The following is a 21,730-nucleotide window of genomic DNA, read 5'->3' as shown; positions in this document are numbered from 1 at the left end:
TTTATCCTCTTTTCCTTTTACATACAAAAAAATACTTCTCGCCCGTCGCGATGCCTTTCTCGTCGAAATCCGTCGTCACCGACACGATGTCGAACCACGGCTCGAGCGCCTCCTCTAAAAACCGCGGGGCGTACACCCGCTGCATATGATGTTCCTGGACCACCGATCCATCCGCGAGATAAAACGCGAAGTCCTGATATACGAAGTCGTCCTCCGCCATAATCGACCACTGGTACTGGACGCCGTCTTCAAAGGCGCCCGTCTCGTTAAACTCGTCCGCGAATTCATCCAGCCGGTCCAGCGAATGCGTGTCGAAGAAAAACAAGCCACCCGCCTCGATATGGCCGGCCACCTGTTCGAAAAAACGAGCGACGTCCTGCTTTTCCAAAAGATAGTTGAAGCTGTCGCACACGCACACCACCGCCTCGTACATTGGTAAACCCGTCAAATCGAGCATGTCCCGCACGGAAAACCCGATCAGGCGCTCCGGATCTTTTTGTTTCGCCTGCTCCACCATGTCCGCGCTTAAATCCAGCGCATCCAGCCGGTGCCCGACCCGCGCCAGCCGTTCCGTGATTTCCCCCGAGCCGCACGCCAGCTCCAGCATTTTCTTTCCGGGATGGAACGACTCGATCCAGTTCACATACGCCTTTGTCGCCTCGTCGTCTTTGACCAGCGCGTCATAGTAGCGCGCCAGCGTGTTATACATCATAGCGTTCCGCCAAAACGTCGGCATACAAACGATCCAGCCCGTATGCGTTCCGTTCCTCGCCCACAAACAAATGCACGACGATTTCCTTCAAGTCGATCAAAAGCCATTTCGACTCTTTCATGCCTTCCTCGCGAATCTCGCCCGTGTAGCCGGCTTCCTTGAGCCGGTCGCGAATATTGGCCGCAATCGCGTTGTTTTGCCGCAAATTCGATGACGACGCCACGACCATCGTATCCAGAAACGGCGTGAGCGAGCGCACGTCATACACGTCGATGGCTTCGCCTTTCCGCTCCGAAATCGCGTTCAATACGATATTCAATACATCCATTTATTTCCGATTCTCCTTCTTTTTCACATATTCGTCGTTTTGTGCTTTGGTTTTTTCAAACCCTTTGTAAATATCGCGCTTGCATTCCTCGATCAAGTCGTAGCTGTCATACCCGCGCAGCGGATCCAGCTTGTCGGCGCAATACACCATCATCGCGTACGGATCGCCGCTTTGGCCAAGGACGTGCCAGTGGATCGCGTTGGCGATTTGCCAGTCATCCATAAAGAAAACCGACCGGACCACCTGCCCGCCTACAAAGCCATGCCAAATCGCCGGATGGGCGTCGAGGTACTTGGGGGCGATCGCCTTGATCCAGGCCCGCATCTGGCTGGGCGCCAGCTCCTTGCATACATCGTGGAACAGCCCCGCCAAATACGCCTTGGTCGGATCGTATCCGTTTTCCAGCGCGAACAGCTCGCAAAGGTCCGCCACCGAACACGAATGCAAATACCGGTGCTCATGCACCCTCGACTTAATAAAATCCTTCACATACAGCCGATGCGCGTAAATATAATCCAAAACGCGCCGGTCGACATAATTCAAGCCTTGACCAAGCCGAACCATCGACGAGGACACCGGCACCGCCTCCATTTTGACGCAAGGCAAGCCGCACGGATTGGCCCCCACGATTCCTTCCCGCTCCACGCCGACGACGTTCGCCAGCTCGAGCAGCTGTTCGTGGTCGCGCCACCGGTCGAACTGCGCGACCTGGTCGGCGCCAATCAAAATCGTGAACTTCGTATCCGGATAGCGGGCCGTCAGCTCCCGCAGCGTGTCGATCGTGTACGATTTTTCCGCGCGCTCGACCTCGATGGGATCGCAGCGAAAACGCGGCTCGTCCTGGATCGCGAGCTCAATCATCGCCAGACGATGCGAATCGCTCGTCAGCACGCGGTCTTTAAGCGGTGTCTCGTACGTCGGGATGAACCACACTTCATCCGCGCCCAGCTGTTCGAGGGCGGTGCGCGCCATCGTCAAATGACCGCGGTGGATCGGATCGAACGATCCGCCAAGCAGCGCCACATGCCTCATTTTTTCAATCCCATCTTGTTTTCCTTGCTGCGCCGGTACAACACGAAGGTCCGGCCGACAAGATGGACGACTTCGGAATGCGTGTTGGCCGCGCATTCGATCGCCGCCTCGCGCGCGTCAAGAGGCGCCGTTTTGAGCAAGCTGACTTTCACAAGCTCGTGCGCTTCCAGCGCCAGATCAAGCGACTCGTACAAATTCATCGAAAGCCCCGATTTTCCGATTTGCACCAGGGCGCTCATTTCCTGCGCCTGTCCTCTTAAATATTTTTTATCCTGATTGTTCAACATGTTAAATCATTGCCTTTCTAAACGTCACAAAGATGCCTTTGTGCACTCTTACGTAAATTTCCTTAATATCGCCCGACACGCAAAACCAGCCGATTCCATGAATGACGACATCGAGCTTCCCGTCAAAAGCGGGCGCCTGGTACACCTGCATGGAATCTGGCGACGAATCCAGCGTCGGCGAAAGCATGCCGCCAATATGGCGCTGCCACAGCGCGTCCGCCTTCTCCACTTTGCCACGATGCACGCTCAGGCTGCGCGAAAAGTAAGCCACGACCGTCGCCTTGCCGTTTGTATACACGTCCATGCGGGCCAGACCGCCCACCGCGAACGACTGGTTTTCGTAAATCTGGGTCACAAGCGGTCGAATCGGCTTCGTTGGAATGAGCGTTTTCAAATCTTTGGGCTCCACGTGGGTGAGCACGCTGTGCGGATCTTCGATGCCGGGCGTGTCGTAAAGGATATGGTCGCCGTTTTCAATCGTCACCACGTCGATCGTCGTTCCAGGATTGCGCGAAGTCGTCAAGTCGTTGGAAGCGAGCAGCCGGTTGATCAGCGTCGATTTTCCCGAGTTGGCGACCCCCATAAAGATGATGTTTTGATGCGCGGCGTAACGGTGTATGGCTTCGTCGAGCGTCGCCATCGACGCGTTTGCCTCCTCGCCGCCTTTGAGCAAGCCGCCCAAAATGATTTTGGCTTCCACCCGAATGTGTTCCTCGGCCAGACGCTCGTCCACGAAATCGAAAATCTTGCGGTCGGTGAGCGTCTTGGGCAGCACGTCGCGTTTCGTAAGCACGAGCACGATCTTTTTTCCCGGCAGCTTTTGGTTCAGCCGGGAAATCAGGCTCGATTCAAACGCGAACAAGTCCACGACCCAAAACACGACGCCTTCCAGACGGTCGATTTTTTCAAACGTCTCGCTCGATTCGATTCCCTGCTGCAAGTTGATCGTCACGTCGCCATAATGGCGAATGCGATAGCACCGCTGGCAATACGACGAATCCAGCGTCGGCACATAGCCAATCGCGTTTTCATCGTCGTTTTGGAGCCGGGCCCCGCATCCTTTGCAGTATTTAGTCATCAAAATCCCCCTTTTTCAAAATATTGTTTTTTTCAAAATGCCGATAGATGAACCCTTCGAAAAACCGGTTGATCCGGGTGTCGAGTTTGTCCTTTTCAATGATCGGGGCGGTCAAAATCGTGTACACCCCCGCCAGATGTCCGCCAAGCATATCCGTCAGCAGCTGGTCCCCGAGCAGCGCCGTCTGTCTTGGCGAAACGTGAAAGTGGCGCATCGCTTTTTTCATGTTGCGCGCCAGCGGCTTGAACGAGAGATAGTACACTTTTTCCACGTCAAGATCGCGCGCGAACCGCTTGGCTCTGGCCGGCGCGGCGTTCGAACACAGCGCCACCTGGATGCCATGGGCTTCCACGTCGCGCAAAAAACGCTTCACCTTCGCGTTCGAATCCGGGTCGTTGTAGGCGACCAGCGTGTTGTCGATGTCGCAAAGCAGAAGTTTGATTCCTCTTTTTTTCAGACGGTCCAAATTTATTTTTTCAAAATTGCGGACATAGTAATCCGGTTTGAATAAACGCATTTATTTTACCTCACATTTCGCAAAGCGATCCATGAGCGCCTGGGCGCTCTTGATGCCGTCGATCGCGCTGGTCACGATGCCGCCCGCGTACCCGCTGCCCTCGCCGCACGGATACACGCCCGACAAGCTGCTCATCCGCGTTTCCTTGTCGCGCACGAGCCGCACCGTCGGATTGCTTCGGGACTCGATGGCGGACAGCACGGCGCCCGACGAAACAAAGCCGGGAACCTTGCGTTCAAACGCCTCCAGCGCCTCGTGGAGGGAGGCATTGAGCTGCGGCGGAAAGAGCGTGTTCAAGTCGACAAACGAATAGCCCAAAGCGTACGAAGGCTCTACGCCTTCCAAATGGTCGCTCGTCTGCCCGCGCAAATAATCGGACGCGAGCTGGACAGGCACCTTGTAGTTTTCCGTCATCGCGTACGCCTTGCGCTCCAGCGCCTCCACGAATCGCTCGCCATCGAACAAATTCGTCCCATAATCGGACGCGTCGCACTGGATGAGCAGCGCGCTGTTGGCGTTCGTGCCCGCCCGATCGGCGTATGACATGCCGTTGACGACAAGCTGTCCGGGCTGGGCGGCGCTTGGAATGACGTATCCGCCCGGGCACATGCAAAACGTGTACACCCCTTTATGGTTGGACGTCATTTCCGTCAGCGTGTACCGGGCCGGAACGAGGCGCGGGTCGTCTTTGAAATCGCCAAGCATCGCCTCGTTGATAAACGCCTGGGTGTGCTCGATGCGCACGCCAATCGGAAACGGCTTGTTTTCCAAACGCATGCCTTTTTCGTATAGCGCGTGCACCGTATCCATGGCGCTGTGCCCGATCGCGAGCACGCACGCCTGGCAGTCGATCGTCTTTTCGTTGGCGACCAGCGCGCAAAGCGCCCCCTCTTCTGTCACGACGTCCTCGACCTTCGTGTCGAAAAGAAACGTCGCGCCCATTTTGATCATGTCGTCGCGCATGCGCTCGATAATGCCGGCCAGTGCGTCCGAGCCGATATGCGGATAGGCATCGATCAAAATGTCGGGATCGGCGCCATAATGAACCAGCTCCTCCAAAACCTTTCGAAGCAGCGGATCTTTCGTCCGGCTCGTCAGCTTGCCATCCGAAAACGCGCCGGCCCCGCCTTCGCCAAACTGGACGTTGCTTTCGGGGTCCAAAACGCCTTCTTTCCAAAACCGGTTCACATCCGCCTGCCGCTTTTTGATCGAGGAGCCCCGCTCGATCACGACAGGGCGATAGCCTTGCTGGCTGAGCACGAGCGCGGCGAACATTCCCGCCGGGCCAAACCCGACGACCACCGGCCGGTTCGTCAACGGGATGTTCCCTTTCGGGACGAAATCAAAGCGCTCGTTTGGCTTTTTGACGACATCCTTGTGCTTTAAATACTTTTTTTCGTGGTGCACCTTGGCGTCCACGGTCCATGAAAACGTCACGTGGTGCCCGCGGGCGTCCACGCTTCGCCGATACAAGTGGAAGTCGATCAAGTCGGCTTCCGGCATATTCAGTTTTTGGAGCAGGGCGGCCCGAATGTCCTCGCGCTGCCGGCTGCTTGTTTTTATTTGATGTACTCGAATCATGGATTCATTATAACACCAACCCGTCTTTCGACAAAAAAAGGCGCTTGTTTTCACGCGCTTTGCCAGCTTTGATGACAAAACCATAAAAACACCATGCGCGTCCTGCCAAAACCGCATGGTGTTTTCGTTTAGTCGAACAGTTCCGGGTGATGTTCCATCCAATGCCGCGCCAGGCCGTCGTGATCGTTGTCGATCGCCGTGATCTCGTCGGCGCACGCCTTCGTGTCGTCGGTGCCGTTGGCCAGGCAGACGCCAAGGCCGGCTTGCGAAAGCATCTCGTTGTCGTTGGTCGTGTCGCCGCACGCCATGATCGCCTCAACCGGCAAATCGAGCTGCGCGCACAAGATGGGGAGGGCAAGCGCTTTGGACACGTCGGGATCGGACACTTCCATAAGCGTTTCCTGCGTCTTGAACCATTTCAATCCCGGTGTTGGTGTGTCCTGCAAAAAGCGTTCCATCTCCGCGACGGTTTGACCGTCCTTCGTGCGAAACATCACTTTCACGCACGGCGACTGGCACAAGGTGTCCAGGTCGACTTCTACCGGCTGCTTGCCGGACTTGAGCGCCGAGGTGCGAATGACTTCATCGACTTTGAGCGCGTGGATCAAAGGGCCGCGATACAAAAACGGAATGCAGTCGAAGTGGTCCTGCATCAAGGTGACGGCGGTTCTCAAGCGCTGGCAGTCGAGCTCGTGGGAAATCGAGTACGCGCCGGTGACGTTGTTTTGGACTTCGCAGCCGTTCAAGCCGACAAGCACATCAAAATCAAACGGCAAATCCCACTTTTTCAAATGGAACGAAATGTCGTCGACCGGACGGCCGGAAGCGATCCCAAGCAAAATGCCGGCGGCATGGAGCCTGGTCAAGGTTTGTTTGGTGAGCGGTGTCATGTCCCAGCTCGAGTTGACGATCGTTCCGTCAATGTCGAGCAGGATGAGTTTTATTTTTTTTTCCATGCTTTCATTGTACCGCATTTTTCCGTGCGCAAATACAAATTCTCCGCCGCTTTTTGGTTTTCGTTATGGTAAGATGGAATACGAATAAAAAAGAAGGGGGAATTTTTATGGAACGCGAAAAACTTGGTTCCAGACTTGGCTTTATCCTGCTGTCGGCGGGCTGCGCGATCGGCATCGGCAACGTCTGGAAATTTCCATATGTCGCCGGGCAAAACGGCGGCGCGATTTTTATTTTGATTTACTTGTTTTTCCTTGTCGTGCTCGGCATCCCGGTCATGACGATGGAATTTTCCATGGGCCGGGCCGCGAAACGCTCCTGCGCGAAAATGTACAACGAGCTGGAGCCCAAAGGCTCGAAGTGGCACCACCACAGCAAGTTCGCCATCGCCGGCAACTACTTGCTTATGATGTTTTACACGACCGTCGCCGGATGGATGCTCAAATACTTTGTCGACATGGCGACCGGCCGGCTCGACTTCTCCACCCCGGAAACCGTCGCCGCCCACTTCACGGCCATGAACCAGGACCCGTGGACGCTCGTCTTCTTCATGGGTCTTGTCGTCGCCATCGGATTTGGCGTGTGCGCGCTCGGACTGCAAAACGGACTGGAGCGCATCACCAAATGGATGATGCTGGCGCTGCTGGCCATCATGGTCGTGCTGGCCGTCAACTCGCTGTTTCTTGACGGCGCCCAGGAAGGGCTCGCCTTTTACTTGCTGCCAAGCTGGAGCCGCTTTCAGGAAGCCGGCGCCCTCAACGTCATCGTGGCGGCCATGAACCAGGCGTTCTTCACTTTGTCGCTGGGCATTGGCGCCATGGCCATCTTTGGCTCCTACATCGACAAAGACCACGCGCTCATGGGCGAGTCCATCAACGTCGCCCTGCTGGACACGTTCGTGGCCATTACCGCGGGCTTGATTATCATTCCGGCCTGCTTCGCGTACAACGTGGAAGTAAGCGCAGGCCCGTCGCTCATTTTCATCACGCTGCCCAACTTGTTCCACAACATGCCACTGGGCCGCTTGTGGGGCGCGCTCTTTTTCGTCTTCATGTCATTTGCCGCCCTCTCGACGGTTCTGGCCGTGTTTGAAAACATCCTGTCCAGCACCATGGAGCTATTTGGCTGGTCGCGCAAGAAGGCGTGTCTGGTCAACCTTGTCGTCGTCTTCGTGTTGTCGCTGCCTTGCGCGCTTGGATTCAACGTGCTTGAAAACATCGCGCCGCTCGGCGCCGGAACGACGATTCTGGACTTTGAGGACTTCCTCGTTTCCAACATCATGCTGCCACTGGGCTCGCTTGTCTTCGTGCTGTTTTGCACCTGGAGCCAGGGCTGGGGCTGGGAAGCGTTTCAAAAGGAAGCCAACACGGGACAGGGCGTGCAAGTCAAACCCTGGATGAAAAACTACTGCCGCTATGTCCTGCCTTGCGTGATTCTCGTCGTGTTTGTTTTGGGACTCGTTCCTTTTCTTGCTTAGATGCCATAAGGCATCTTTTTTTATTCCTTGCGCGAATGGAAACGTATGCCAAAGAAATATTGGAGAATCTGCCGCGCCCATCCTACAATAAAAGAGAAAAAGAAAGAAGAGGAAAATGTTTATGGAATCTTTGTTTCCTTCCCCCAAAAAACTCGGTTTTGGATTGATGCGGCTGCCCCTGACCGATCCGGACGACGCCGCCAGCATCGACCTGGCCCAAACGAACCGGATGGTCGACACTTTTTTAGCCAGCGGCTTCACGTATTTCGACACCGCCTGGATGTATTGCGGCTTCGAGTCCGAAAACGCCGTCCGCAAAGCGCTGGTCGAGCGCCATCCGCGCGACGCCTACACGCTGGCGACCAAGCTGCATGCTGGCTTCCTGCATACGAAAGAAGACCGGGATCGTATTTTTAACGAGCAGCTTCGAAAGACGGGCGTCGAGTTTTTCGACTATTACCTGCTTCACGACATGGGAAAGGACCACTTTGAAAAATACACCGCCCTGGACTGCTTTGACTGGATCGTCGAGAAAAAGAAAAAAGGCCTCGTCAGGCACATTGGCTTCTCGTTCCACGATACCGCCGACGTTCTCGACCAGGTTTTGCGCGCGCATCCGGAAATGGAATTCGTGCAGCTCCAGCTGAACTATTTGGACTGGGACAGCGCCGGCATCCAATCCAGACAATGTCTGGAGGTGGCCCGCAAACATGGCAAGCCGGTCATCGTCATGGAGCCGGTCAAGGGCGGAACGCTCGCGAAGCTGCCGGCCAAAGCGGAAGCCGCCATGAAAGCCCACGCGCCCGAGCTTTCCATTCCAAGCTGGGCGATCCGGTTCGCCGCCAGCCAGGAAGGCGTCGCGATGGTGCTTTCGGGCATGAGCACGCCGGAACAGCTCGAAGACAACCTTTCGTATATGAAAGACTTTGTGCCGCTCACGCCGGCCGAAGAACAAATCGTGAAAGCAGCGGCCGACGCCATCAACGAAACGATCGCCGTGCCGTGCACGGGCTGCTCGTATTGTACGGATGGATGCCCGATGCGCATCAACATTCCTAAGTATTTTTCCTTGTACAACGCCGATCTTCAGGAAGTTGAAGAAAAAGGCTGGACCCCGCAAGGCGAATACTACGACCGGCTCACGCAAAGTTTCGGCAAGGCGAGCGATTGCGTGGCGTGCGGCCAGTGCGAAGGCGTTTGTCCGCAGCATTTGCCGATTATCGAACACCTTAAAGAGGTGGCGGCCCATTTTGGAAAATAGCAAGCACAGCGCGGTCTGTGCTTTTTTTTACTTCCAAGAAAAAAAGATCCCGATAAACGGGATCAAATCAAATTGTTCAAAACCGGAAACCGCTCCTTGCCGCGCACGACCAAAGAGGCGAACAGCTGCGACAAGGCGAGCGTCGCGAAGTAGACGACCAGATTGGCATCGGGCAGCAGCAAAAACAAGATGCGCACAAACAAGATATGCGACGTGTAAATCAGCAAGGAGTCGTAGCGCATAATCGTGTACTGCCGCCGGTACGGCATGCGTACCGCGAGCAGCCCGTTGACAAGAAAGTACGTCGCCGGCACGAGCATGAGGAACATGCAGCTTAAATCGTACATGATGCCAAGGCGGATATACAGCGTCACTTCCGCCACGAGCAGCACGAACGAAATCAGGAACGCCAGCATGCTCGCCCGGACTTGCAGGCGCCTCGTTCTGGCCAGCAGCAGGCCCAGCGCCAAATAGATCGGTCCGAAAAACAAGCCGTTGCGGGCGGTGCCCATCGTCTTTGTGAAAAAACCGTAAAGAATCGACACGTACGGCAGCTTCTCCCAAAGCGGCGCGTACACGTTGATCAAATACCCAGCCAAATACAAAGCCAGCGCCAGCTTCAGCGTAAAGCCAAGCCCTTTGCGGGTGTAGCTCATGTAGACGATCCACATCCCGACGATGAGCGCGGGAAGAAACCATAAATGATAGTAGCTTCCGGTCATCACAAAATCCCGGATGTACGCGAACACATCCAGAAACGAGAAGCCCTGGCTGGCGTAGTTCCAAATCACATACGGCAAGTAGATGACGGACCAAATCAAATACAGCTTCAGGATCCGCCATTCATATCGCTTGAAGTGCGCCTCGTTGGCTTCCTCCTCGTCCGGATCCCATTTCCGAAAGAAGAAAAAACCGGAAACCACAAAGTAAAACGGCACTGCAAGCCGGCAAAGCGTTTGAATAAAATACGTGTTGAACGTTTCAGAGATGCCCGCAAACGGATACACATGAATGCAGACGACAAGAAGCGCGGACACGTAGCGGGCGATGTCGATCGCCGCGTATTGTTTTCCCCTCATTTTCACCCCTTGTTTATTGTTCTCTTTTTTTCAGACGCGGCATTCTGGCCGCGATTTGCGACAGCGTTTCGTTGTTGATCGTATGCGCCAGCCGCGACAAGCGGTCGATCGTCATCTTGTGGCCGTTTTGCTCGCCCACCAGACAGACGACGTCCCCTTCCTGCACGTTTTCCACCGCGGTCACATCGACCATGCACTGATCCATGCACACGTTTCCGACCAGCGGGCATGGCACGCCATGGACAAGCACCTGGACGCCCTGATTGGAAACAAGACGCGGCAAGCCATCCGCGTAGCCAATCGAGATCGTGGCGATTTTTGTCGGCTTTTCCGCCTTGAAATGACGGCCGTAGCTGACCGTTTCCCCCGGCTTGAGCCATTTGACGACGCTCACGTTCGCCCATACGGATAAAATCGGAATAAAGTCCGGCGCGCTGTTGATTTCGATCGCGTCGTCGCTTGTCACCCCCATATATAACAACCCCGGCCGGCAATAGTCGTAGCCTAGATCGTGGTAGTTGAGAATGCCATAGCTGTTTTGGATGTGGCGCGCGCCCGGGTCGATGCCTTCGGCGCGCAGCCGCTCGACGGCTTCGTCGAACAAGGCGATTTGACGCTTCGTAAACGACAAGGCGTCCTCGCCCAAATCGTCGCTCACCGGAAAATGGCTGAAAATGCCTTCGACGCGTACATGGTCGAGCCGGTACACGTCTTTCAGCTCGTCAAAATGCTTGTGATCGGGCTGGTAGACGATTCCGGTGCGGTTCATTCCCGTGTCGATTTTGGCGTGCGCCCGAAACACGACGTCGTTCGCCTCGCCGTATTGTTCCAGCTTTTTGGCGTAGGCGCAAGAAACAAGCGACTGAATCAAGCCGTATTCCGCCAGCTTGTCAAAATGACGGGGCGGCGTGTAGCCCAAAATCAGGATATCCGCCTCGATGCCGCCCTCGCGCAGCTCGATCGCCTCGTCGATGCTGGAAACGCCAAAGATCTCGATGCCGCATCGCGTCAGCGCCTGGGCGCAAGCCAGCGCCCCGTGGCCGTAGGCGTTCGCCTTGACGATACCCATGATCTTCGTGTGGCCCACTAGTTTTTGAATTTCTTCCACATTGTGCGCGATGGCGTCCAGGTCGATTTCGCACCACGCGCGGCTGTACGATTCTAGCATGCGCTCACCTGACGCTCCATCGCCAGCGCGATGAGCCGGTCAATCAAGTCGCTGAATCCCAATCCGGCTTCCTGCATCATAGTCGGATAGCGCGAGGTCGCGGTAAAGCCCGGAATCGTGTTCAGCTCGTTGAGCACGATGTCGCCGCCAGTCACAAACATGTCGACGCGCGCCAGTCCGGTACAGCCCATCGCGCGGTACGCGTCTTTGGCCAGCAGCCGCGCCTTTTCGAACAATTCATCGTCCAGGCGGGCGGGGCAGTGGATTTCGGCGCCTTTCATCGCGTACTTGCCTTCAAAGTCGAAAAACGCGCTTTCGATCTCGATTTCGTCCACGCTGCCGGTTTCGACGACTTCGTTGCCCATGACCGCGCAGCCGATTTCAAAGCCGTCGATCGCTTTTTCCACCAGGATCTTTCCCCGGCCGTCATAGAAAAACGCGTCTTCGCACGCCGCGGCGAACCCGTCCTCGTCTTCCACAAAATGCACGCCGTAGCTGCTGCCCGCGTTGCATGGCTTCACGATCCACGGCAGCGGGATCCGCTCTTGGATTTGCGCGAACGTCGGCTGCGGCTGTCCTTTTTTCAGGCACACGTAATCCGCGCACGGAATCGACGCCTCGTCGCATAAAATATGCATGATTTCCTTGTCCATGCACATGGCGGAAGACAAAATATCGCATCCGACATAGTGGATGTTCATCATTTCGCACATGCCCTGCAGCGCGCCGTCTTCGCCGTTTTTGCCGTGCAGCACCGGGAAGATGACATCCAGAGGAATGAAGATCTGGTTTTGCAGATCATAAATTCCCTTGTGCACCCAGGCGCAAGGATGGACGTACTCCTCCTTTTTCCATTCATCGTGCTCGATCGCCTCGACCGGTCCGGTGTACAAAAAGAAATGACCGGTCTGGTCGATTCCGATGCACGTCATATCATACTGGTCGGCATGGATCTGGTGCAAAAAGCTGCCCGCCGAATGCAGCGATACCGAATACTCGCTGCTTTGGCCGCCAAACACGACTCCCAACTTCAATTTAGACATTTTTAAATCCTCCACTTAATTGCGTGACGATCGAGTCCATGCTCATCGCCCGACTTCCTTTAATCAATATCACAACATCGTCTTCGAGCATCGAAGACAGATGATCCACAATTTCCTCTTTTGTTTCAAACCACGTTCCGCCCGATCCAAACGCCTGCGCGGTGTGTTTTGAAAGCGGTCCGAACGCGTACAGCAGGTCGACGCCTTTTTCGCGCGCGTACGCGCCAATTTGCCCGTGCAGCTCGTTTTCCTGCCGGCCCAGATCGAGCATGTCCCCGAGCACGGCCACGTGTTTCTTTCCGTCGATAGCCATCAGCGTGTCGATGGCCGCCCGGGCGCTTTCCGGATTCGACTTGTAGGAATCGTCCAAAACACGCGCGGCGCCAAGCTGTGTGAGCGCGGTGCGCATCTTCGTCATTTCCAGTTCGGCCAGTCCTTTTTGGATGGACTCGTCCTGGATTTCGCACGCCTTGGCCGCCATGATGCATGGCAGCGCGTTCATCGCCTGGTGGTCGCCCAGGGCGCGCAACGCGATCTTTCCGTCCAGCAGCGAAGTCGAAAACTCGATGCCGCCGGCTTTATACGCGATGCCGGAAACGATTTTCCCATCGCCCGTTTTCCCGAACGAGCGAATCGTCTTGGATCGGTCCAGCGACTTTTCACGAAGAACCTCGTCGATTTCCGGGCAGTCCTTGTTGTAGAGGAAAAGCCCGCCCGGGCGCAGTCCGTCGTAAATTTCGCATTTGGCTTCGGCGATTTGTTTTTTACCGCCCAGATTTTCCATATGGGCCGATCCAATCGTCGTGATGATGGCGATATCGGGCGCCGCGATCTGGCAAAGCTCCGCGATTTCCCCTTTGTTTTCCATGCCCATTTCCAAAACGGCCACCTCGATGTCTTCGTCAAAATCGAGCACCGTCAGCGGCAAACCGATTTCGTTGTTGCGGTTTCCCTGCGTTTTCTGCGTCTTTTTTTCTTGCGAAAACACGCTATACAGCATGTCTTTGCAGCTTGTTTTTCCATTCGAGCCGGTCACGCCGATCACAAGCGGATGCAGCGTGTCCAAATACGCTTTCGCCAGCGCGGCGAGCGCCTGCTGCGTGTCTTCAACCAAAATCAGCGGCAACTGATCCGGGTATGGCGTATGGTCCTTTTGCCAAAACGCCAACGCGGCGCCGTTTTGCGCCACCTGCTCGATAAATGAATGCCCATCGACTTTTTGACCGAGGATCGGGACGTATAAACTGCCCGGGCGCACTTGCCGGGAGTCGATCACGACGCCTTCCACTGTCGTGTCCTCTTTATAGGTTCCATACACCGGCGCTTGCATGAGTCCGGCAATTTCAGAAATCGTTTTTTTGATCATAATTTATGAGCCTCCATTTGGAAGTTATTATAACACAGCGCACGGGAAATGGGACGACCAATCTTCGATGTCATTTTTCCCGTATTTTTGCTGCTTTCTGTCGATAAAATCGGCTTTTTCTTATTTTTTCGGTCGAAAAGCGCAAAAAAAATCCTTTTTTTTGGTCTATCTCCCCACAAAAACAACCATTTGCTTCGATTCACATACTTTCCCATAAAGTTCACATAAATTATTCCCCGCCTTATGCTATACTGTTAATCAAGCAAGGAAATAGAAGGCCTTGCCGGTATGATGTCATATAATGATATTCATACTATTTTCTATCCCCTTAATTTTTGAGAAGCCAGGCCTCCCCTTAGCCTGGCTTTTCATCGTTTAAGGCGGCATTCAGGAGGAGAGAGAAAATGTGTATTTTTTGTGAAATCGCAAACGGCACCATTCCTGCCAAGCGCGTGTATGAAGACGACCAGGTCATCGCGTTTTTAGACGTCGCGCCAACGAGCTACGGCCACACCCTCGTCGTGCCCAAGGCGCATATCGACTCGTTTTTGGACTGCGATCCCGCCACGCTTCATCATGTGATGGACGTCGCGCAAAAGCTGGCCCGCCAGCTTATGTCGAATTTAAACTGCGACGGAATCAACGTGTTGACCAACGCGAAAGAAGCGGCCGGCCAAACCGTTCCGCATTTCCACGTTCATTTGATTCCGCGCTATGAAGATTCTGCCAAAGAAAACGTCAAATTCCAATTCGGCGAGATCGGTGCGTTCGACTTCGATCAGCTTGTCGCCAACATTACCCGTCCGGTTGAATAAACCGGATTTTTTTTTAAAAGAAAAAGATCAGCTTGGCTGCTGATCCGCTTCTTCTTTTTCATTTTCAAGCGCCACCGGCTCGATGACGTACTGGGAGCCAAAGATCCGGGCGATGTAGTCCGTATATTTGCCTTGCGCGATTTCCTCCTCGCTCAAGTACGCCCGCTCGCCATAAATATTTTGCGTGTCGATTTGGAGCGAGTCGTTGATATTGGGCACGATGACGATATAGTACATGTCCACCGGCTTTTGCTCGATGGCGTACGACAGCCGGTACAATCCGATAAACCGGTCCCCGTGCTGCGCTTCCATGGATTTTAAAAATCCGGCGTATTCGAGCGTCGTCGACTCCAGCGTCGCCTCGCGCGGGTCGATTTGCGTGAATTCCGTTTCAATTTCCTGTCCTTTGTGCTCTTCGATATAGCGCTCCATTTCCCGCTCGATTTGCCCGATCCACGCCGTGTCGATTTGCGTTACCGAGTCAAAGCGGTTTGGCAGGCCTTCCACCACGATTTCCTTGACGGTGTTTTCCGGTTCGAAATGGTACTGCTGCGCCAGCGCCTCGTCGTATTGGGCTTTGACCGTGATCGTGTCCCCGTTCGACAAGCCCGTATCCGGCTCCACCGTGTAGTGAATCGTATTGTAAAATTCCTGAATGCGCTGGTTGATGTCCTCCATCGTATTGATCGCCTCCACGCTGGCGTCGTGGTTTTCCCCTTCGTAAATCAAGCGCATGCTGCTCATGACATCCACTTTGACCGTCCGCAAAAAGAAGAAATACGCCACAAGGATCAGCAGGGCGCACAACCCGAGTAAGGCGCCAAAATAAACGAGTTTGTTTTGAATTGCTTCCTTATTCATCATCTTCCAGAAGTGGATACCGCAATGTCTGCGCGAGGAAACTCCTTTTCTCCCTTCTCTTGTGTATCCCTATGTCCCTCCAATCGCGCGGCTTAGTCGAAATACCGCGCGTTTTCCATCGCCTGCTTCACGTAGTCGAGCATCGCCTTGTCCTCGCCCAGATCGAGAATTTCCCGGGCGTCGTGCACGCATACTTCCATGATAGCCGGATCTTTTTCAAAGTCGCCAAGAATAAAAGTCGGCAATCCGCTTTGCCGGGTTCCCAGCAAGTCGCCCGGACCGCGTTTGGACAAGTCGTACGCGGAAATCGCGAACCCGTCCGTCATCGTTTCGAGCTTTTTGAGCCGCTCGATCGCTTCCGGATCTTTGGAGTTGGAAAGCATCCAGCACTCGCCCTGCCGTTTGCCTCTGGCGGCGCGTCCCCGCAACTGGTGAAGCGTCGACAAGCCAAAGCGATGCGCGTCGTAAATGACCATCATCGTGGCGTCCGGCACGTCGATGCCAACCTCGATGACGGTCGTCGACACGAGAATGTCGTACGCCTTGTTGGCGAACTGCTCCATGATCTCGTCTTTTTCCTGCGCGCGCATTTTGCCATGCAGCAAGCCGACCCGGTATTTGTCGCCCAGCGTCTTGACCATGCCTTCGTAAATCGTCGTGACGGCCCGCAAGTTCGTTTCCAGATTCTCGTCGATCATCGGACACACCACGTAGCACTGGCGCCCTTCGTCGATGCCGGCGAGCACATCGCTCAAAATGCTTTTCATCGAGGTGCCCGGCACGTACCGGGTGAGCACCGGCTTGCGGCCGGGCGGCATCGTCCGAATACTGCTCAACCGAATATCGCCATAGAGAAAGTGCGCGTAGGTGCGCGGGATCGGCGTCGCCGACATCATGAGAAAGTCGACGTTTTTTCCTTTTTCCAGCAACGCCCGGCGCTGGTTGACGCCAAAGCGCTGCTGCTCGTCCGCCACGACGAGGCCGAGCTTTTCAAAATTGACTTTTTCCTGAAACAGCGCGTGGGTGCCGACCACGATTCGAATTTCCCCTTCCTCCAAGCCGGCCAGCACGTCCCGCTTTTCCTTGGCGGGCAGCGAGGCGACCAGCAGGCTGGCCGGCAGGCCGAGCGCTTTTAAATTTTCATAGTGCTGGCGGGCGAGGATCTCAGTCGGGGCCAAAAACGCGCACTGGTATCCGGCCAGCTCGCACGCGAACAAGCTCATCATCGCGACGATCGTCTTGCCGCATCCCACATCGCCCTGGATCATCCGGTACATGATCGTGTCCGAGCGCATGTCGCGCAAGACGTCGTCGATGGCGCTTTGCTGGTCGGGCGTCAGCGGGAACTTGAACTGCGCGATTTTTTCCTCGATCCGCTTTTGATCGAACACTTTGGCTTCCTTTGTGATCGTTTGCACCTGCTGCGCCTGCACGCAGCATTGAAAGCAAAGAAACTCCTCGTATTTTAAAGTCCGGATCGCCTGGTGAAGCTCGCGCATCGAGCGGGGCTCGTGGATCCACTCGTAGGCGGTGGCGTTGTCGAGCAGCCGGTATTTTTGGCGGTAGCGCGAAGGAATCAAATCGGGAAGGTCGCGCACGTGCTTGAGCGCCGCCTTGATGGCCGCCTGCATGTCGGCGGGCTTCATGCCTTTGGTCAGCGAGTACACCGGACGTAGCCCGGTCTGGGCGCTGAGGGGCTTCAAGTTGTAGTTGGAGGCCACGATCTTGCCGTTTCCCTGGTAGACGCCAAACAGCGTGATCGTTTCACCAAAGCGAAACTGCCCGATCCACGGCCGGTTGAAGAGCGTGACTTCGATTTCCTCGTTCCACGCGATAATGGAAAACCGCGTCATCGTGCGGTTCTTCCCGAGCCGGATGAGCGAGGGTCTGGAGGCGATCAGTCCTTCCAGCGCCACGTTGTCGCCTTTTTCCCACTGGTCGAAGGGCACCGCCTCGATCGTTTCATAGCGGAACGGATACGTTTTAAGCAGCTGTTCCACCGTGTCGATCTTCATTTTTTGCAGCAGGCCATAGCGCCTAGCGGTGAGTTTGAGTTCGCGCAGTTCCACGGTCCACACACTCCTTTTGGACGAACGCCACAAAATTCAACTCGAGGTAGGCGTACAGGCAGCCGACCACGAACAAAAGGAAAATGATCGCGAACATGCTCGAGAGCGGCACGCCGAATCCGACGGTTAAAAACAGCATGTACATCCAGCTGAACATCGGGTTGCCCACATACAGCAAGTTGTAAACGATGTGGGGCACGTAAAAGCCTTGCGCCAGTGAGAACGGCCCGCCCGTCACCGTGTCGATGGCCATGACGGCCAAAATCAAGGCGCAGTACACGTTCAAAAGCGAGCGGTAGTGGCGGGCGAAGACGGCGCGCACAAAGCCCCAAATGTCCTTCCAGCTTCTCTTGCCTAAAAACAGCGCGTAATAGTACACGAGCTGAAACGGAATGACGACAATCAAAACGAACGTGCTTACGAGCTGCACGACAATCGACAGGGGCATATTGCTGGCGAAAACCGTCGAAAGCGGCATGAGGACGGCCGATACGAGCAAGATCAAAACGCCTTGCAGCATGAGCACGCGCCCGATCGCACCTGCCGTCAGCTTTTCCTTGTCGGGCGTCCATGCCAGCGTGCAGATTTTGTAAAAGCCAATCGAAGACAGCAGCGAGAGAACGACTTGGATGCCGTAAAACAAACGCGGGTCGATGGCGGCTGAACCCGCCATTAAATAAGGGATATTGTATAAAAACGACAAAATAAGCGTCGCAACCAGCGCCTTGAGCAGACTGCGAAACTGAAAATGGGAAAAGAACGCTTGAAGCTTCTTCATCGTGAGATCTCCTTTCAATGATGTATTTCTTTATTATACCCGAAAATCACGATTCGCCCAACACCGCCGCGAACGCGTCGTATTGATGCCCGATTCGATCATCGAACCGGATCGGTCCGAGATAATACTGTCGCGCGATGCGTTCCAGCTCCACCCGGCCGTCCCGCGATTGAAACAACTCGGTGAACCGGCCCAGGACAAGCGCGCGGATTTTCGTGAAGACGCCCATCATCGCCAGCTGCGCGAAATCGCTTTCGATACGCTGGGAAGAACCGGAAAAGCTTTCAAGAAGAAGCGTCTTTTGCGTCAGATCCGGAAACCGGCCGGTCCCGGCCAGCTTCAACAAACAACGGATATTGCCGCCATACACGCCTTTTTGAACGAGGAGGTCCTCGTTTTCCTTTCGAAGCCAGTCGAGAAGCTCTCTTTGCCGGCCATGGTTGCGCAGCTGGTACAGGACGGCCGGTTTTTGCACGCATAAGACATTGAGCACGCACGTCAAATCGCTGTAGCCGGCGAACACTGTTTTCGCTTGGCGGTACGCTTCGACATCCAAGTACGGAATCGTCGTGTTGGCCAGGTCGCCGCCGGACACGTCGAACACAAAATCAAAAACGTTTTCACGCATCCACGCGTTGAATACGGCCGCTTTTTGGGCGGGCGACGCCTGTTGGTCGTACAAATACGGCGAAACGGCGATTTGGAACCCTTCCGCCTGCAGCCAGTCAATCAAGTCGTCCAGTGGACGCGTCAGCGGATTGGAAAGATTTAAAATTCCTATTTTTATATTGAGCATGGTTTTCCTCCGAGGTATATTTTATTTGATTATATCAGGAAAGAAGGAAAGAATTATGAATCATGATTGCATTGAGCGCGTTCTCGCGCTTTCCAACGCGTTTGGCCCAAGCGGAATGGAAGACGAGGTGGTCGCGCTCGCCAAAGCAGACACGGCCGATTTTTGCGACGCGGCCGAGGACACGCTGCGCAACTTGTATTTGCGTCCTCGCTCGAACGCGTCGAAGCCGGGCGGCTGCACGATCGCGCTGGACGCGCATAGCGACGAAGTCGGCTTTATGGTGCAGGCGCTGCTGGAAAACGGAACGCTTCGCTTTTTGCCGCTGGGCGGCTGGAACCCGGTCAATATCGTGGGCGCGCCGGTGAAGATCCAGACGCGAAACGGCTTTGTGACCGGCATTGTCGCGGCCAAACCGGTGCATTTTATGAGCGAGGAGGAAAAGCGACGCCCCATCGACTTCGATTCGCTGGTAATCGACGTGGGAACGAGCGACAAAGCGCAAACGCGCGCGCTGGGCGTTCGTCCGGGAGATTTTGTCGTGCCGGCCGTTTCGTGCGCGTTTGACGAAAACCGCGGTGTGTTCATGGGCAAGGCGTTCGACTGCCGGATTGGATGCGCCGCGTTGCTGGACACGCTGCGCCAGACGCAGACAAGCCCTAACCATGTCATTGGCGTCTTGAGCGCCCAGGAGGAAGTAGGCGACCGGGGCAGTACGCTGGCGGCGAAAAAGATCCAGGCCGATGTCGTCATTTGTTTTGAGGGGTGCCCGGCGGACGACTCGTTCGAGTCGCCGGATTTGATTCAGTCGGCGATGAACAAAGGCGTTATGCTGCGCGCGTTCGACCGCTCCATGATTACGCATCCGCGCTTTCAGCGGTTCGCGTTGCGGTGCGCCGAGGAACACGGCATTCCGTACCAGGTGGCGGTGCGCAAGGGCGGCGGCACGAATGGCGGGATTTACCACACATACGACATGCCGACGATCGTCATTGGCATCCCGACGCGGTTCGCCCATTCGAGCGTGGGCTTTTGCTCAATCAAAGACTACGAGGGAGCGGTCGAACTGGCCAAAGCGATCATCGAGTCGCTGGACAAGGAAACCGTGGCATCGTTCTAGGGGCGCGGCGCGTTTTATGGTAAGGTGAAGAGAAGGAGATGTTGATATGAAAAAGAAAAAAGTAACCATCACAATGAAAGACGGCCACACGATGGCCGGCGAACTGTATCCGGATATCGCGCCGGAAACGGTGGCGAACTTTGAAAAGCTCGCCAACGAAGGCTTTTACGATGGATTGACGTTCCACCGCATCATTCCCGGGTTCATGATTCAGGGAGGCGATCCCAAAGGCAACGGAACCGGCGGTCCGGGATACTCGATCAAGGGCGAGTTCAACGCCAACGGCTTTAAAAACGATTTGAAGCACACGCGCGGCATCCTTTCGATGGCGCGGGCGATGGATCCAAACTCGGCGGGCAGCCAGTTTTTCATCATGCATGCCGACGCGCCGCACCTCGATGGCCAGTACGCCGGCTTTGGCTTGATTACCGAAGGTCTGGACGAGCTGGACCGCATCGCGGGCACCCCGACAAGCTGGAACGACGCGCCAAAAACACCGCAAGTCATCGAATCCATCCGGGTCGAGGATCACGACTAAAACACGAAACGCGGCTTGCGATTGTTGCCAAAAGTTTGTGATAGATCTATTGAAAGGAAGAAAATCAGAATTCTTCCTTTTTTTGATGCGTTCCAACAACAACTTCGTTCCGTCGCACAGTAAACGACGCAAAAATAAAACCTTCGATCCAGGGAATGTATTGAAGGTGAAAAACGGTTTTATCCTTTATTCAATGCTTGTTTTTGGAAAAACGTTTCGACTTTGGCAATGGTTTGCCCCGTTACTTCAGCGATGGTTTTCAAATCCATGCCTTTGGCATACAATTTGCGCATGATGGCTTCACGCTCTTGCGTGCGTCCTTTTGCCCGTCCCTGGGCGCGTCCTTCCCGACGTCCCTGGGCAAAGCCTTCCGCTCGTCCTTCTGCGCGTCCCTTGTTCCGGGACTTTCTTTCAAATTCTCTCATGATCTCACACATGGCATTCACTCCTTCCGGTTCCTTTTTAAAATACGATACGGCTTCTCTAAGCTCATCATAAAACATGTCATCCGGGTTTGTACACTAGAAGATTTTCATCAAAAAGCATCATGACGTATGCCATGATGCCTGCTTGTTACGCGGTTTGTTGCGTCTTAAAAAACAATTTTACTTTTGATAGCGATTGATTGGTGATTCGCGCGATCCTTTCGTAGGACATGCCTTCTTCACGCAAATTGCGCATAATGGCTTCCGTGCGCTTCTTTGCCTTTTTACGTTCCTCGGCACGTCCCTTGTTCTCGGATTTTCTCTCAAATTCTCTCATGATTTCACACATGGTATTCACTCCTTCCGGTTCTTTTTTAAAATACGATACGGCTTCTCTAAGCTCATCATAAAACATGTCGTCCGGGTTTGTACAGTGGAAATCATGCAT

22 protein-coding genes and 1 pseudogene are annotated in these 21,730 nt (G+C 54.9%); 5 read left to right on the top strand and 18 right to left on the bottom strand.

Annotated features, from left to right (window positions below):
* Position 1: 1 nt before the first annotated feature.
* From ABNS49_RS02035 to ABNS49_RS02000, 8 genes are all read right to left on the bottom strand, one after another.
* Positions 2-712, bottom strand: a complete 711-nt coding sequence (locus tag ABNS49_RS02035) for a class I SAM-dependent methyltransferase (RefSeq protein WP_289108345.1) — start codon at positions 710-712, stop codon at positions 2-4.
* Complete coding sequence (gene rsfS, locus ABNS49_RS02030) at positions 702-1,040, bottom strand: ribosome silencing factor (RefSeq protein ID WP_135980465.1); 339 nt, start codon at positions 1,038-1,040, stop codon at positions 702-704. Before rsfS ends, ABNS49_RS02035 begins: the two co-directional genes overlap by 11 nt.
* The gene (gene nadD, locus ABNS49_RS02025) at positions 1,041-2,072 is read right to left on the bottom strand and encodes a nicotinate (nicotinamide) nucleotide adenylyltransferase (protein ID WP_289183508.1); all 1,032 of its coding nucleotides are present in this window, start codon (positions 2,070-2,072) and stop codon (positions 1,041-1,043) included.
* Positions 2,069-2,359: a YhbY family RNA-binding protein gene (locus tag ABNS49_RS02020; RefSeq protein WP_135980467.1), complete on the bottom strand. Its 291-nt coding sequence runs from the start codon at positions 2,357-2,359 to the stop codon at positions 2,069-2,071. The genes nadD and ABNS49_RS02020 overlap by 4 nt, the downstream gene beginning before the upstream one ends.
* A 1-nt stretch (position 2,360) precedes the next feature.
* Positions 2,361-3,437, bottom strand: a complete 1,077-nt coding sequence (locus tag ABNS49_RS02015) for a GTPase (protein WP_135980468.1) — start codon at positions 3,435-3,437, stop codon at positions 2,361-2,363.
* Positions 3,430-3,954 carry a YqeG family HAD IIIA-type phosphatase gene (locus ABNS49_RS02010; protein ID WP_135980469.1) on the bottom strand — a complete coding sequence of 175 codons (525 nt, stop codon included), beginning with the start codon at positions 3,952-3,954 and terminating at the stop codon, positions 3,430-3,432. Before ABNS49_RS02010 ends, ABNS49_RS02015 begins: the two co-directional genes overlap by 8 nt.
* Positions 3,955-5,535: an FAD-dependent protein gene (locus tag ABNS49_RS02005; protein WP_135980470.1), complete on the bottom strand. Its 1,581-nt coding sequence runs from the start codon at positions 5,533-5,535 to the stop codon at positions 3,955-3,957.
* A 128-nt stretch (positions 5,536-5,663) separates the two neighbouring features.
* A complete protein-coding gene (locus ABNS49_RS02000; RefSeq protein ID WP_168353593.1) occupies positions 5,664-6,491 on the bottom strand; it encodes an HAD-IIB family hydrolase in 828 nt (275 codons plus the stop codon).
* Positions 6,492-6,598: 107 nt separating this feature from the next.
* On the opposite strand from ABNS49_RS02000, the gene ABNS49_RS01995 reads away from it, so the two are divergent.
* Entirely contained in the window at positions 6,599-7,966 is a 1,368-nt protein-coding gene (locus ABNS49_RS01995) for a sodium-dependent transporter (protein WP_289108348.1), read from the top strand.
* A gap of 121 nt (positions 7,967-8,087) precedes the next feature.
* The gene (locus ABNS49_RS01990; protein WP_289108349.1) at positions 8,088-9,227 is read left to right on the top strand and encodes an aldo/keto reductase; all 1,140 of its coding nucleotides are present in this window, start codon (positions 8,088-8,090) and stop codon (positions 9,225-9,227) included.
* Positions 9,228-9,289: 62 nt separating this feature from the next.
* Here the strand turns inward: ABNS49_RS01990 and ABNS49_RS01985 are convergent, their stop codons facing one another.
* The 4 genes from ABNS49_RS01985 to murF are packed head-to-tail and all read right to left on the bottom strand — an operon-like array spanning position 9,290 to position 13,883.
* Positions 9,290-10,306, bottom strand: a complete 1,017-nt coding sequence (locus ABNS49_RS01985) for an acyltransferase (RefSeq protein ID WP_135980474.1) — start codon at positions 10,304-10,306, stop codon at positions 9,290-9,292.
* Positions 10,307-10,319: 13 nt separating this feature from the next.
* Positions 10,320-11,474: an alanine racemase gene (gene alr, locus ABNS49_RS01980; RefSeq protein ID WP_135980475.1), complete on the bottom strand. Its 1,155-nt coding sequence runs from the start codon at positions 11,472-11,474 to the stop codon at positions 10,320-10,322.
* Positions 11,468-12,517 (bottom strand): D-alanine--D-alanine ligase family protein, encoded by a 1,050-nt coding sequence (locus ABNS49_RS01975; RefSeq protein WP_135980476.1) that lies wholly within the window; start codon positions 12,515-12,517, stop codon positions 11,468-11,470. Before ABNS49_RS01975 ends, alr begins: the two co-directional genes overlap by 7 nt.
* Complete coding sequence (gene murF / locus ABNS49_RS01970) at positions 12,510-13,883, bottom strand: UDP-N-acetylmuramoyl-tripeptide--D-alanyl-D-alanine ligase (RefSeq protein ID WP_135980477.1); 1,374 nt, start codon at positions 13,881-13,883, stop codon at positions 12,510-12,512. The genes ABNS49_RS01975 and murF overlap by 8 nt, the downstream gene beginning before the upstream one ends.
* 404 nt (positions 13,884-14,287) lie before the next feature.
* On the opposite strand from murF, the gene ABNS49_RS01965 reads away from it, so the two are divergent.
* Positions 14,288-14,698 (top strand): HIT family protein, encoded by a 411-nt coding sequence (locus ABNS49_RS01965; protein ID WP_135980478.1) that lies wholly within the window; start codon positions 14,288-14,290, stop codon positions 14,696-14,698.
* Positions 14,699-14,725: 27 nt separating this feature from the next.
* Here ABNS49_RS01965 and ABNS49_RS01960 read toward each other — a convergent pair whose 3' ends face one another.
* The 4 genes from ABNS49_RS01960 to ABNS49_RS01945 all read right to left on the bottom strand — a co-directional run bounded on the left by ABNS49_RS01960 (position 14,726) and on the right by ABNS49_RS01945 (position 19,202).
* Positions 14,726-15,562, bottom strand: coding sequence for a hypothetical protein (locus tag ABNS49_RS01960; RefSeq protein ID WP_289183513.1), 837 nt, complete (start codon positions 15,560-15,562; stop codon positions 14,726-14,728).
* 89 nt (positions 15,563-15,651) lie between these two features.
* Positions 15,652-17,628, bottom strand: coding sequence for an ATP-dependent DNA helicase RecG (locus ABNS49_RS01955; protein ID WP_135981081.1), 1,977 nt, complete (start codon positions 17,626-17,628; stop codon positions 15,652-15,654).
* Positions 17,597-18,406: a hypothetical protein gene (locus tag ABNS49_RS01950; RefSeq protein ID WP_135981080.1), complete on the bottom strand. Its 810-nt coding sequence runs from the start codon at positions 18,404-18,406 to the stop codon at positions 17,597-17,599. The genes ABNS49_RS01955 and ABNS49_RS01950 overlap by 32 nt, the downstream gene beginning before the upstream one ends.
* A 46-nt stretch (positions 18,407-18,452) precedes the next feature.
* Positions 18,453-19,202, bottom strand: coding sequence for an LD-carboxypeptidase (locus tag ABNS49_RS01945; RefSeq protein ID WP_135981079.1), 750 nt, complete (start codon positions 19,200-19,202; stop codon positions 18,453-18,455).
* A 55-nt stretch (positions 19,203-19,257) separates the two neighbouring features.
* Here ABNS49_RS01945 and ABNS49_RS01940 point away from each other — a divergent pair, with 55 nt between their 5' ends.
* Positions 19,258-20,319 (top strand): M20/M25/M40 family metallo-hydrolase, encoded by a 1,062-nt coding sequence (locus ABNS49_RS01940; RefSeq protein WP_135981078.1) that lies wholly within the window; start codon positions 19,258-19,260, stop codon positions 20,317-20,319.
* 46 nt (positions 20,320-20,365) lie between these two features.
* Positions 20,366-20,857 carry a peptidylprolyl isomerase gene (locus ABNS49_RS01935; protein WP_135981077.1) on the top strand — a complete coding sequence of 164 codons (492 nt, stop codon included), beginning with the start codon at positions 20,366-20,368 and terminating at the stop codon, positions 20,855-20,857.
* Positions 20,858-21,036: 179 nt separating this feature from the next.
* On the opposite strand, the gene ABNS49_RS01930 is transcribed toward ABNS49_RS01935, so the two are convergent.
* Together ABNS49_RS01930 and ABNS49_RS01925 are read right to left on the bottom strand one after the other, a co-directional pair.
* Complete coding sequence (locus tag ABNS49_RS01930; RefSeq protein WP_135981076.1) at positions 21,037-21,294, bottom strand: hypothetical protein; 258 nt, start codon at positions 21,292-21,294, stop codon at positions 21,037-21,039.
* Positions 21,295-21,430: 136 nt separating this feature from the next.
* Positions 21,431-21,730, bottom strand: a pseudogene (locus ABNS49_RS01925) (hypothetical protein); the annotation flags it as partial.

It is taken from the genome of uncultured Dubosiella sp. (assembly GCF_964018005.1).
Lineage (GTDB): Bacteria > Bacillota_I > Bacilli_A > Erysipelotrichales > Erysipelotrichaceae > Dubosiella > Dubosiella muris.
This window is presented reverse-complemented; position numbering and strand designations above follow the sequence as displayed.

What these genes read in the sequence shown, in the direction of transcription:
- ABNS49_RS01990 (WP_289108349.1), top strand. Translation starts at nt 8,088, where the DNA reads ATGGAATCTTTGTTTCCTTCCCCCAAAAAACTCGGTTTTGGATTGATG.
- ABNS49_RS02015 (WP_135980468.1), bottom strand. Translation starts at nt 3,437, where the DNA reads ATGACTAAATACTGCAAAGGATGCGGGGCCCGGCTCCAAAACGACGAT.
- ABNS49_RS02000 (WP_168353593.1), bottom strand. Translation starts at nt 6,491, where the DNA reads ATGGAAAAAAAAATAAAACTCATCCTGCTCGACATTGACGGAACGATC.
- ABNS49_RS02010 (WP_135980469.1), bottom strand. Translation starts at nt 3,954, where the DNA reads ATGCGTTTATTCAAACCGGATTACTATGTCCGCAATTTTGAAAAAATA.
- alr (WP_135980475.1), bottom strand. Translation starts at nt 11,474, where the DNA reads ATGCTAGAATCGTACAGCCGCGCGTGGTGCGAAATCGACCTGGACGCC.
- nadD (WP_289183508.1), bottom strand. Translation starts at nt 2,072, where the DNA reads ATGAGGCATGTGGCGCTGCTTGGCGGATCGTTCGATCCGATCCACCGC.
- ABNS49_RS02005 (WP_135980470.1), bottom strand. Translation starts at nt 5,535, where the DNA reads ATGATTCGAGTACATCAAATAAAAACAAGCAGCCGGCAGCGCGAGGAC.
- ABNS49_RS01975 (WP_135980476.1), bottom strand. Translation starts at nt 12,517, where the DNA reads ATGTCTAAATTGAAGTTGGGAGTCGTGTTTGGCGGCCAAAGCAGCGAG.
- murF (WP_135980477.1), bottom strand. Translation starts at nt 13,883, where the DNA reads ATGATCAAAAAAACGATTTCTGAAATTGCCGGACTCATGCAAGCGCCG.
- ABNS49_RS02035 (WP_289108345.1), bottom strand. Translation starts at nt 712, where the DNA reads ATGATGTATAACACGCTGGCGCGCTACTATGACGCGCTGGTCAAAGAC.
- ABNS49_RS01985 (WP_135980474.1), bottom strand. Translation starts at nt 10,306, where the DNA reads ATGAGGGGAAAACAATACGCGGCGATCGACATCGCCCGCTACGTGTCC.
- ABNS49_RS01965 (WP_135980478.1), top strand. Translation starts at nt 14,288, where the DNA reads ATGTGTATTTTTTGTGAAATCGCAAACGGCACCATTCCTGCCAAGCGC.
- ABNS49_RS01945 (WP_135981079.1), bottom strand. Translation starts at nt 19,202, where the DNA reads ATGCTCAATATAAAAATAGGAATTTTAAATCTTTCCAATCCGCTGACG.
- ABNS49_RS02020 (WP_135980467.1), bottom strand. Translation starts at nt 2,359, where the DNA reads ATGTTGAACAATCAGGATAAAAAATATTTAAGAGGACAGGCGCAGGAA.
- rsfS (WP_135980465.1), bottom strand. Translation starts at nt 1,040, where the DNA reads ATGGATGTATTGAATATCGTATTGAACGCGATTTCGGAGCGGAAAGGC.
- ABNS49_RS01995 (WP_289108348.1), top strand. Translation starts at nt 6,599, where the DNA reads ATGGAACGCGAAAAACTTGGTTCCAGACTTGGCTTTATCCTGCTGTCG.
- ABNS49_RS01950 (WP_135981080.1), bottom strand. Translation starts at nt 18,406, where the DNA reads ATGAAGAAGCTTCAAGCGTTCTTTTCCCATTTTCAGTTTCGCAGTCTG.
- ABNS49_RS01940 (WP_135981078.1), top strand. Translation starts at nt 19,258, where the DNA reads ATGAATCATGATTGCATTGAGCGCGTTCTCGCGCTTTCCAACGCGTTT.
- ABNS49_RS01935 (WP_135981077.1), top strand. Translation starts at nt 20,366, where the DNA reads ATGAAAAAGAAAAAAGTAACCATCACAATGAAAGACGGCCACACGATG.
- ABNS49_RS01960 (WP_289183513.1), bottom strand. Translation starts at nt 15,562, where the DNA reads ATGATGAATAAGGAAGCAATTCAAAACAAACTCGTTTATTTTGGCGCC.
- ABNS49_RS01930 (WP_135981076.1), bottom strand. Translation starts at nt 21,294, where the DNA reads ATGTGTGAGATCATGAGAGAATTTGAAAGAAAGTCCCGGAACAAGGGA.